The organism is Amnibacterium sp. (assembly GCF_025463795.1).
In the GTDB taxonomy this organism is placed as follows: domain Bacteria; phylum Actinomycetota; class Actinomycetes; order Actinomycetales; family Microbacteriaceae; genus Amnibacterium.
The window spans coordinates 34366-44981 of the sequence record NZ_JAODBE010000038.1 but is presented as its reverse complement, the minus strand read 5'-3'; the positions used below and the strand labels follow the sequence as shown (position 1 = coordinate 44981).

Here is a 10616-nt window from a genome sequence, read left to right as displayed (position 1 = left end):
TACGGCGGCCGGCACGAGCTCGTCGAGGCCGTGCGCAAGATGCTGACGGCCTCGGACGGCGCGACGGTGGCCGAGATCGCCGAGCGGCTCTCGCCCGAGATCATCGCCCAGCACCTGTCGACCGCGGGGCAGCCGGACCCGGACCTCGTCATCCGCACTTCGGGCGAGCAGCGGCTCTCCGACTTCATGCTGTGGCAGAGCGCGCACAGCGAGTTCTACTTCGTGGTGGCGCTCGGCCCCGACCTGCGCGAGGTCGACTTCCTCCGCGCGCTGCGCTCCTACGGGCAGCGCCACCGCCGCTTCGGCAGCTGAGCAACCCCCCGCGGACGGCGCGCGACGCGCCGTAGGCTTGCCGACGCTATGACGACCATCGAGGAGTTCGCCGCTGGGTTCGACGAGGAGCCGGGCTACCTCGACTACGCCGCGTTCGGACCGTTCTCCCGCGCCGTTGCGGTGGAGACGGACTGGCAGCGCGAGGTCCTCACGCGCGCCCGCTTCGGCTCGACCGGCGCGGTCCTCGAGCAGGCGCCGCGTGCCCGCGCCGCCGTCGCCGACCTGCTCGGCTTCCGGGCGGATCAGATCGTCCTGCAGCCGGACACCAGTACCGCACTGATGCACGCCGTGTTCGGGCTCACCGGCGGGGTGCTGATGTCGCCGGGCGAGTACCCGAGCCTGTCCTTCGCTGCGGTCCGGGCGGAGCAGTCGCTCAGCGTCACCGCGCCTATCTGGCTCGAGACCGACCACGGCCGGGTGACGCCCGGCCTCGTCCGCGAGCAGCTGACGAGCACCACGACCGCGGTCGCCGTCTCGGCCGTCGACGCCCGCACCGGCTTCGTCGCCGACCTCGAGGGCCTCCGGCAGGTGATCGGCGACCGGCTGCTGATCGTCGACGCCGTGCAGGCGCTCGGCGCGGTGGACCTGCCCTGGACCGCGGCCGACGTCGTCGCGTGCGGCGGCCAGAAGTGGCTGCGGGCCGGGTACGGCACGGGGTTCCTGGCCGTGTCGGACCGGGCGGCGAACCGGCTCACCCCGGTCCTGTCGGGCACGGGCGGGTTCCCGGAGGGACTCGTCTGGGACGCGGTGCCCGAGCCCGCCGAAGGTGCCGCCGGGCTGCAGCTCGGCAGCGCGGACCAGTCGGCGGCCGGCCGGCTCGCCGCCGCCCTCGAGGATCTCGCCGAGGCGGGCGTCCCCGCCGTCGCAGCCCGCATCGCCGGCCACGTGTCCCGCATCATCGAGCTCGCGGACGAGGTCGCCGCGCCCGTCGTCTCGCCGCGCACGCGGGCCGAGCGCGCCGGCATCGTCGTGCTCGGGCCCCGGCCCGACCAGCTCACGGCGCTCACCGCCGCGCTGTTCAACCACGGCGTCTCCGTGACGATCCGCGGCGGCGCCGTGCGGATCGCCCCCCACGCCGGCACCACGGAGGAGACCCTCGGGCTGCTCCGCTCCGCCCTGCTCGCGTACGCGACCGCCCTCCGCCCGGTCGGCCGCTAGTCCGCCGCGGCGGGCAGCGGCCGCCGGCGTCACGTGGAATGGGGGCAGCGCGGCGCTGCCGCACCGTCGCACGGGTGAAGTACGGTGTCGCCAATCGGGTACCTCACCCGGTCCGGGACGTGCCCAACGGCCCGACAGAAGGAGGCGCGCGGCACGTCGCGGTAGACGCGAGATCCCCGTCGGAAGTCCGGCGGGTTGGAGGCCCGGTGCCTGAAGCGCTGTCGTCCGAGTCCGTGCGGCGTCCCGAGGAGGTGGCGACGCAGCAGCGCACCTTCGTGCTCGACACGTCGGTGCTCCTCTCGGATCCGAAGGCTCCGTTCCGGTTCGCGGAGCACGCCGTCGTGCTCCCGGTGGTCGTCGTCTCGGAGCTCGAGAGCAAACGCGACGACCCGGAGATCGGGTACTTCGCCCGGCAGGCGCTCCGCAACCTCGACGAGCTGCGGGTGCAGCACGAACGGCTCGACTTCCCGGTGCCGGTCGGCGACGGCGGGTCGCTCCGCGTCGAGCTGAACCACTCGAACCTCAGCGTGCTGCCGAACGGCCTGCAGCTCGGCGGCAACGACGCCCGCATCCTCGCGGTCGCGCAGAACCTCGCGAACGACGGCCTGAACGTGACGGTGGTCTCGAAGGATCTGCCGATGCGGGTGAAGGCGGCCTCCATCGGCCTCAGGGCGGAGGAGTACCGCGCGGAGCTGGCCGTCGACACCGGCTACACCGGCGTCGCGGAGGTCGCGCTCGGCTCGGACGCCATGAACCGGCTCTACGAGGAGCACCATCTCGCGCTCGACGAGGTCGACGGGCTGCACGTGAACACCGGCGTGGTGCTCACCTCCGACCGCGGTTCCGCGCTCGGCCGGGTCGTGCGCCGAGGCGAGGTGCGGCTCGTGCGCGGCGACCGGGACGTGTTCGGCCTGCACGGCCGCAGCGCGGAGCAGCGCCTCGCGATCGACCTGCTGCTCGATCCCGAGGTCGGCATCGTCTCCCTCGGCGGCCGCGCCGGCACCGGCAAGAGCGCGCTCGCGCTCTGCGCGGGCCTCGAGGCCGTGCTCGAGCGGCAGCAGCATCGCAAGATCATGGTGTTCCGACCGCTCTACGCGGTCGGCGGGCAGGACCTCGGCTACCTGCCGGGCGACGCCGCCGAGAAGATGAACCCCTGGGGCCAGGCGGTGTTCGACACCCTCGGCGCCGTCGTCTCGCAGAACGTGATCGACGAGGTCGTGGAACGGGGTGTTCTCGAGGTGCTGCCGCTGACGCACATCCGCGGCCGCTCCCTCCACGACGCGTTCGTGATCGTCGACGAGGCGCAGTCGCTCGAGCGCAACGTGCTGCTCACGGTGCTGTCCCGCATCGGCCAGAACTCCCGCGTCGTGCTCACCCACGACGTCGCCCAGCGCGACAACCTGCGGGTGGGCCGGCACGACGGTGTGGCGAGCGTCATCGAGACGCTGAAGGGCCACGCCCTGTTCGGGCACGTCACGCTCACCCGGTCCGAGCGAAGCGCGATCGCTGCACTCGTCACGGAGATGCTCGAGTCGAACGAGCTCACCTGAGCGGCGCGGGAGCCGCCCCGGGTCGCCGGGCGGCTCCCGTCGGCGACGGGCGGCGTCGCCGCGTGCACGCCGACGAGGTGCCGATCGCGAGCGAGACCGTTCGCGCGCTGGTCGACCAGCAGTTCCCGCGATGGCGGGGGCTCCCGATCCGCCGGCTGGAGACGGCCGGCACGGTGAACGCCGTGTTCCGCATCGGCGACGGGCTCTCGGCCAGGTTCCCTCGTCGGCCCGGCGAGCCCGAGGCGCTGCGTCGGACGCTGCTCGCCGAAGCGGAGGCCGCGAGGCGCATCGCCGCGGTCGCGACCGTGCCGACCCCGCTGCCGGTCGCAGTCGGGGACCCGGGCCCCGGCTACCCGATGCCCTGGTCGGTGCAGACCTGGCTCCCTGGTGCGACCGCCGAGGAGACCGATCCTGCGACGTCGGAGGCCTTCGCAGCGGACCTCGCCGAGCTCGTGGCGGCGCTCCGCGGCGCGGACACGAGGGGCGAGCGCTTCACCGGGGACGGGCGCGGGGGCGACCTGCGCGAGCACGACGAGGCCGTCGACGGCTACCTCGGACGGAGCGAGGGGCTGCTCGACGTCCCGCGGCTGCGGGCGATGTGGGTGGGCTTCCGGGAGCTGCCGAGGCGTGATCCCGACGCGATGACCCACGGTGACCTCATCCCGGGGAACGTGCTCGTGTCGTCGGCGCCCGCCGGGGTCCGGCTCGCCGGCGTCCTCGACGTCGGCGGGTTCGCCGCGGCCGATCCGGCGCTCGAGCTCGTCGGCGCGTGGCACCTCCTCGACGACGGGCCCCGCGCGGTGTTCCGCCGGGCCTGCGCGATCGACGACCTGCAGTGGGAGCGCGGCAGGGCGTGGGCGTTCGTGCAGGCGGTCGGGCTCGTCGAGTACTACCTCCGCAGCAATCCGCCGATGAGCAGGCTCGGCTCGCGCACCCTCGAGCGCCTCGTGGCGACGGGGTGAGCCGGAACGCGCCGGCGAGCGCGGGCTGTGGAGAACCGCCGGCCCACGAACCAGGACGTGGCTAGCGTGCGCGCATGTCCGCGCTCGCTCCCGCCGCTTCGCCTCGCCTCGGGCTGCGCGGTCACGAGTGGGAGGCGGTGCTCGGTGTGCTGCTCGCGCTCGGTGCGCTGGTCGCGGTCGGCCCGCGGCCGGCGATGCTCGGCCTCCTCCTCCTCGCCGCGATCACCCCGCGGCTGACGGCGATCGACATCGCGGAGCACCGCCTGCCCGACCGCCTCGTGCTTCCGGCGCTGCCCGTCGCACTCGCCGCGGCCCTCGCCGGGTCCGTGGCGGGCGGCACGCCGATCCTCGTCGCCGTCTCGGCCGGATCCGCCTACGCGGCGCTGCTGATGGTGCTCCACCTCGTCGGCGGCATGGGCCTCGGTGACGTGAAGCTCGCACCGGTGCTCGGCCTGACGGCCGCGGCCGTCTCACCGGCGGCCGCCGTCGCCGCGCCCCTCCTCGCCTTCCTGGCGGGCGGCGGCGTCGCGGTGGTGACCCTCGTACGGTCCGGCCCCGGCACCCGGATCCCGTTCGGTCCGGCGATGCTGCTCGGCGCCTGGACCGCGGTCCTCCTCGCCTGAGTTGCGACGTCCGGCGCCGCGAACCCAAGATGAGGAGCCACGCCGCCGACCAGAACGGGGACCGCCATCCGAGCCGTGCTCCCCACGCCGTCGCAGCAGCCGCTCGCGATCGGCGCCAAGCTGCGGGCGACCCGGCGCGCCCAGGGCTTCACCATCGGCCACATCGCCGAGGCCACGGGCCTCACGAAGGGCTTCATCAGCCGCGTCGAGCGCGACGAGACGTCGCCGAGCGTGGCCACGCTGCTCATGCTCTGCGAGGTGCTGTCGCTCCCCGTCGGGCGGCTCTTCGAGACGCCCGAGCGCGAGGTGGTCCGGCTCGCCGACGCGCCGCGCATCAACATGGGCGGCGCCGGGGTGGTGGAGCGGATGCTCACGCCCCGGCGCGAGGCGCGGCTCCAGCTGCTGCGCTCCACCCTGGAGCCCGCCGCGACCGGTGGCCCCGATCTCTACACCATCAACTGCGAGGTCGAGGTGGTGCACGTGCTCTCGGGTGCGCTCCGTCTCCGCTTCGTGACGGAGGAGATCGTGCTCGGCGCAGGCGACGCCCTGACCTTCGCGGGCCGCGATCCGCACACGTGGACGAACGGGTCCGACGGCCCGACCGACGTCGTGTGGATCATGTCGCCCGCCGCGTGGAGCGGATCCTCCTGAGCGGTCAGCGCTCCTCGTAGGCGACCGCACGCACGGGCGCGCCGTCCGTGCCGGCGAAGGCGATCGGCAGCAGCGACACCGTCGGATGCGCCGAGCGGATCGCGCCGAGGTTGGTGAGGTTCTCGCAGATCACGCCGGCGGCCTGCGCGATCAGGTGGTGCACCGGGAAGCCGACGCCCGGATGGTCGTCGTCGGGCGTCTCGTCGAGGTTGATCGCGTCGATCCCGATCGTGCGCACCCCGGCGTCGAGCAGGGCGCGGCACGCGTCGGCGTCCAGGTACGGATGGTCGAAGTACCGCTCCGTGCCGAAGTGCCGGCTCCAGCCGGTGTGCAGCAGCACGATCGTGCCGGGCCGCACCGCCGCGAGCGCGCCGGCGAGGTGCTTCCGCGTGACCGGGTTGCGGGCACCGACCTCCCGCACATCGGCGACGACACCCGGACCGAGGAACCGCGAGAGCGGCAGGGCGTCCAGGGTGGGGGCGTCGTCCTCGAAGTGGAAGGGCGCGTCCACGTGCGTGCCCGTCTGAGTTCCCATGTGCACGTTGAGGAGGTTGAAGCCGTCGCGCCCGACGGTGCTGTGCGGCGAGAACGCGAGCTGCGGATCGCCGGGGTAGGTCTGGATCCCCTCGCGCAGAGGGACGGAGAGATCGATCAGGTCGAGTATCGCCACGGTCAACCATCTTCGCTCAGGGGACACATTCGCGATACGCTCTCCCGCGATCTTCGGCCGCACTCGAGGAAGGCTCCGATGAGCAACGACGCTCGCACCGCATCTGCTCCGACCACCCCGCCGCCCCGCATCACCGAGGTCGAGCAGCACGGCGTCGACACCATCCCCGACGCGGAGCGCACCTCCCGGCCGCTCGACCTCTTCCGCATCCAGTTCGGCGGCGCGAACACGTTCGCCACCGTGCTGCTCGGCACCTTCCCGATCGCGCTCGGCCTCTCGTTCTGGCAGGCGGTGCTCGCCACGCTCCTCGGCGTGGCCGTCGGGGCGCTGATCCTCGCGCCCATGGGCCTGTTCGGGCCGCGCACGGGCACGAACAACGCCGTGTCCTCCGGAGCGCATGTCGGCGTGCGCGGCCGGGTGGTCGGCTCGTTCCTCTCCCTGCTCACCGCGATCGCCTTCTACTCGATCTCCGTGTGGGTCAGCGGCGACGCGATCGTCGGCGCCCTCGGCCGCCTGGCGGGGGTACCGGACTCGCCGCTGCTCCGCTCCGTGGTCTACGCCCTCATCGGGGCGCTCGTGATCGTCGTGGTCGTCTACGGCTACCAGTTCATGCTGTTCGTGAACAAGGTGGCCGTGATCGCGAACACGATCCTGTTCCTGCTCGCGATCGTCGCGTTCGCCGGCACCTTCGACGCCGGCTACGACCCGGGACCGTCGCACTACGCGCTCGGCGGCTTCTGGCCGACGTTCATCCTCGCCGCGCTCATCGTGATGAGCAATCCGATCTCGTTCGGTGCGTTCCTCGGCGACTGGTCGCGCTACATCCCGAAGGGCACGTCGACCCGGCGGCTGGTCGGCGCCACCCTGCTCGGGCAGGGCGCGTCGCTCATCCCGTTCCTCTTCGGCGTCGCGACCGCGACCCTCGTGTCGGGGAAGGTCGACTACGTCGTCGGGCTCGTGCAGGCGTCGCCGCTCTGGTACGCGATCGTGCTGATCGTCGTGGCGTTCCTCGGCGGCCTCTCCACCGGCACCACGTCGCTGTACGGCACGGGCCTCGACTTCTCCTCGGTGTTCCCGCGCTTCACGCGGGTGCAGGCGACGATCGGGATCGGCACCCTGGCGTTCCTGTTCATCCTCGTCGGACGCCTGGTCTTCGACCTGCTCGGGGCGGTCAACGCCTTCGTGGGGGCGATCGTCGTCACCACGACCCCGTGGATGATCATCCTGGCCATCGCCTACTTCACCCATCGCGGCTGGTACGACGAGCGCGACCTCCAGGTCTTCAACCGCGGTGAGACCGGCGGCCGGTACTGGTTCCGGGCCGGGATCAACTGGCGGGGCCTCATCGCCTGGCTGGTGGCGGCGGTGGTCGGCCTGCTGTTCTCGAACTACCCGCCCATCGTCGTCGGACCGTTCCGGGACCTCGCCGGCGGGATCGACCTCAGTCTGCTCAGCGGCATCGTCACCGCCGCCGTGCTCTACGTCGCGGCGCTCTGGATCTTCCCCGAGCCCGACTACGTCTTCGGCCCGGACGGCCCGCGCCTGGTGCCGAGCCGACCCGGCACGCCGCAGCCGATCGAGCAGGACCATGCGTCCGCCGCCGCCCGCGCGGCCGTCCGGCGGGCGAAGACGCTTGGCTGAGCCGACGTCCGACGAGGGGGCGGTCCTGCGCGCGGCCGCCGAGCTCGTCGCCGCCTTCGGCGCGCACGACGCCGCCGCGTACTTCGCCGCCTTCGCGCCCGATGCGACGTTCGTCTTCCACACGACGCCGGAGCGGCTGCCGGACCGTGGCGCCTACGAGCGGCTGTGGCGCCGGTGGGAGGCGGAGGACGGCTTCCACGTGCACGGCTGCGAGAGCCGCGACGCGGTGGTGCAGCTGCTCGGCGACGCCGCGGTGTTCGTGCACGACGTGACGACGGACCTCGAGCTCGGCGGCGTGCGCGAGACGGTGCGCGAGCGGGAGACCATCGTCCTCCAGCGGCGCGGATCGGCCTGGCTCGCCGTGCACGAGCACCTGTCACCCCGACCCGACGAGGAGGAGCACGGATGACGGACCCCATCGGACCCGCGGACGCGAGCCGCTCGCCCCGGTACGCCGGCATCGCGACCTTCGCCCGCCTGCCCCGGATCGAGGACGTCGAGCACGCGGACATCGCCGTCGTCGGGGTCCCGTTCGACAGCGGCGTGAGCTACCGCCCCGGCGCCCGGTTCGGCCCGGCGCACGTCCGAGAGGCGTCCCGGCTGCTGCGGCCGTACAACCCGGCGCAGGACGTCTCGCCCTTCGCGGTCCAGCAGGTGGTGGACGCGGGGGACATCGCGGTGAACCCCTTCGACATCGGGGAGGCGGTGGCCGAGATCGAGCGTGCGGCCACGGCGCTGACCGAGGGCGGCACCCGGCTCGTCACGATCGGGGGCGACCACACCATCGCCCTCCCGCTGCTGCGCTCCGCCGCCAGGCGGCACGGTCCTGTCGCGGTGGTCCACTTCGACGCCCACCTCGACACGTGGGACACCTACTTCGGCGCGGCGGTCACGCACGGCACCCCGTTCCGCCGGGCGTCCGAGGAGGGGCTGATCGACCGCACCGCGAGCCTGCACGTCGGCATCCGCGGTCCGCTCTACGACCGCGAGGACCTCCGCGACGACGAGCGGCTCGGCTTCGCGATCGTCTCGAGCGTCGACATCGAGACCGAGGGGGTCCCGGCGGCGATCGAGCGGATGCGCCGCCGCATCGGGAACGCGCCCGTCTACCTCTCGATCGACATCGACGTGCTCGATCCGGCGCACGCCCCGGGCACCGGCACGCCGGAAGCGGGCGGGCTGACGAGCCGCGAGCTGCTGCGGATGATCCGCGCTCTCGCCACGCTGCGCCTCGTCGGCGCGGACGTCGTCGAGGTCGCGCCCGCGTACGACCACGCGCAGGTGACCGGGATCGCGGCGTCGCACGTCGCGTACGAGATCGTCTCCGCGATGGGGGAGCGGCCCGTCAGGGCGTGAGGACGAGCTTTCCCTCCGTCCGGCGGCCGGCGAGGTCCTCATGGGCCTGCGCCGCGTCCTCGAGGGAGTAGGAGCCGCCGACGATCGGCTGCAGCACGCCCTCGGCGACGAGGCCGAGCAGCTCGCCGACGACGGAGGGCACGCGGTCGAGGTGGTCGACGAGCCAGAAGCCGGCGACCGTGCGGCTGCCGCCGATCAGTGCCACCGGATCCACCCGCGCCGACGGATCCCCACCCGCCGCTCCGTAGACGACGATGCGACCCCGCCGGTTCAGCACCTTCAATCCGGCGTCGAAGGCGGCGCCCGCGACGCCGTCGAGGACGAGGTCGTATCGCCGGTTCCCGGCGGCGGACCGCAGCGCCGCCTCGAGGTCGGGGGCGCCGGAGTCGACGGCCTCGTCGGCGCCGAGCCGCAGCGCCAGCGAACGCTTCCGCTCGGTCGAGGCGGTGGCGACGAGATGGCCCGCACCCCAGCGGCGCGCGAGCTGGATCGCGAGGCTGCCCACCCCACCCGCGCCCGAGTGCACGAGCACGGTGTCGCCGGCGGCCAGCCGGCCGACGTCCCGCAGCACCATCGCAGCCGTGGCGCCCTGCACGAGCAGGGAGAGCGCGACCCCGGCCGGCACGCCGTCGGGCAGCGGTACCGCCGAGCGCTCGTAAAGCAGCGCACGCTCCGCATAGGCGCCGGAGCTCGAGAACCCGAGCAGCCGGCGGCCGTCGGAGGTGCGACCGACGATCTCGGAGCCGGGGACGAACGGCAGCGTCGTGCGCTGCACGTAGGCGTCCCTCGTCTGCATCGTCTCGGCGAAGTTCACCCCGGCGGCCTCGACCTCGACGAGCACCTGGCCGGGGCCGGGCACCGGCTCGGGGACGTCGCGGACCACGAGGACCTCGGGTCCGCCGAACTCCGTCACCTGGATCGCACGCATGAGGCCCCTTCCCGTCCCCGCCGGTCAGCGGTACTCGGGATTCTGGTCCTTGGCGTTGCTGACGTGCTCCCAGCCCTCCGTGGTGTTGCCGACCGCGGGCAGCCCGCCTGCGGCGCGGAGCATCCGCGCGGTGTGCATGAGGTTCCAGGCCATGTAGGTGGCGTTGCGGTTCGTGAAGTCGTTGTCGTAGCCCACCGGGGGGCCGCCGCCCGGCAGCCGATCGCCGTAGCTGGGTCCTGGTCCGGCCTCCCCGATCCAGCCGCAGTCGGCCTGAGGCGGGATCATGTAGCCGATGTGCTGCAGGGCGTAGAGCAGGTCCATGGCGCAGTGCTTGACGCCGTCCTCGTTGCCGGTGACCACGCAGCCCGCCGTCCGGCCGTAGTAGAGCCACTGGCCGCGATCGTTGCGGCGCCCGCTCGAGGCGTACATCCGCTCGATCACGCGCGTCGCGACGCTCGACTTCTGGCCGAGCCAGATCGGCGTGCCGAGCACGAGGATGTCCGAGGCGAGGACCCGCTCCTCGATGCCGGGCCACTCGTCCTCGAGCCCGACGACGGCCCCGTCCTCGAGCATCCCGGTGGCGATGGCGTGCTCGAGCGCGTACACGTGCGTCACGTCGACGCCCTCGGCCTCGAGCACCCCCGCGACCCGGTTCAGCAGCCGCTGGGTGTGGGAGTCGGCCTTCCGCGGCGTGATGGAGCAGTTGATCAGGATCGCCCTGAGCGGATCGGATTCGGCCACGGC

At 73.2% G+C, this 10616-nt stretch carries 12 protein-coding genes; 9 read left to right on the top strand and 3 right to left on the bottom strand.

Annotated features, from left to right (window positions below):
- The 6 genes from JWQ92_RS03320 to JWQ92_RS03295 all read left to right on the top strand — a co-directional run.
- The coding region (locus JWQ92_RS03320) for an undecaprenyl diphosphate synthase family protein (RefSeq protein ID WP_297343035.1) at positions 1-312 on the top strand (312 nt) is incomplete at its 5' end.
- A gap of 48 nt (positions 313-360) precedes the next feature.
- Positions 361-1491, top strand: coding sequence for an aminotransferase class V-fold PLP-dependent enzyme (locus JWQ92_RS03315; RefSeq protein ID WP_297343034.1), 1131 nt, complete (start codon positions 361-363; stop codon positions 1489-1491).
- A gap of 206 nt (positions 1492-1697) precedes the next feature.
- Complete coding sequence (locus JWQ92_RS03310; protein WP_297343033.1) at positions 1698-3041, top strand: PhoH family protein; 1344 nt, start codon at positions 1698-1700, stop codon at positions 3039-3041.
- 62 nt (positions 3042-3103) lie between these two features.
- Entirely contained in the window at positions 3104-4003 is a 900-nt protein-coding gene (locus JWQ92_RS03305) for an aminoglycoside phosphotransferase family protein (protein WP_297343032.1), read from the top strand.
- Between the two features lie 74 nt (positions 4004-4077).
- Positions 4078-4626: a prepilin peptidase gene (locus tag JWQ92_RS03300; protein WP_297343031.1), complete on the top strand. Its 549-nt coding sequence runs from the start codon at positions 4078-4080 to the stop codon at positions 4624-4626.
- A gap of 66 nt (positions 4627-4692) precedes the next feature.
- A complete protein-coding gene (locus tag JWQ92_RS03295; RefSeq protein ID WP_297343039.1) occupies positions 4693-5277 on the top strand; it encodes a helix-turn-helix domain-containing protein in 585 nt (194 codons plus the stop codon).
- A 4-nt stretch (positions 5278-5281) separates the two neighbouring features.
- On the opposite strand, the gene JWQ92_RS03290 is transcribed toward JWQ92_RS03295, so the two are convergent.
- Positions 5282-5947, bottom strand: a complete 666-nt coding sequence (locus tag JWQ92_RS03290) for a cyclase family protein (protein WP_297343030.1) — start codon at positions 5945-5947, stop codon at positions 5282-5284.
- Between the two features lie 78 nt (positions 5948-6025).
- Here JWQ92_RS03290 and JWQ92_RS03285 point away from each other — a divergent pair, with 78 nt between their 5' ends.
- The 3 genes from JWQ92_RS03285 to speB are packed head-to-tail and all read left to right on the top strand — an operon-like array spanning position 6026 to position 8944.
- A complete protein-coding gene (locus JWQ92_RS03285; protein WP_297343029.1) occupies positions 6026-7588 on the top strand; it encodes a cytosine permease in 1563 nt (520 codons plus the stop codon).
- Positions 7581-7997 (top strand): nuclear transport factor 2 family protein, encoded by a 417-nt coding sequence (locus JWQ92_RS03280; RefSeq protein ID WP_297343028.1) that lies wholly within the window; start codon positions 7581-7583, stop codon positions 7995-7997. The genes JWQ92_RS03285 and JWQ92_RS03280 overlap by 8 nt, the downstream gene beginning before the upstream one ends.
- Complete coding sequence (speB, locus tag JWQ92_RS03275) at positions 7994-8944, top strand: agmatinase (RefSeq protein WP_297343027.1); 951 nt, start codon at positions 7994-7996, stop codon at positions 8942-8944. Before JWQ92_RS03280 ends, speB begins: the two co-directional genes overlap by 4 nt.
- On the opposite strand, the gene JWQ92_RS03270 is transcribed toward speB, so the two are convergent.
- Both JWQ92_RS03270 and JWQ92_RS03265 read right to left on the bottom strand, forming a co-directional pair.
- Positions 8934-9872, bottom strand: a complete 939-nt coding sequence (locus JWQ92_RS03270) for a zinc-binding dehydrogenase (protein ID WP_297343026.1) — start codon at positions 9870-9872, stop codon at positions 8934-8936. The two genes, speB and JWQ92_RS03270, sit on opposite strands and share 11 nt — an antisense overlap.
- A 24-nt stretch (positions 9873-9896) precedes the next feature.
- Entirely contained in the window at positions 9897-10613 is a 717-nt protein-coding gene (locus JWQ92_RS03265) for a flavodoxin family protein (RefSeq protein ID WP_297343025.1), read from the bottom strand.
- Positions 10614-10616: the final 3 nt, after the last annotated feature.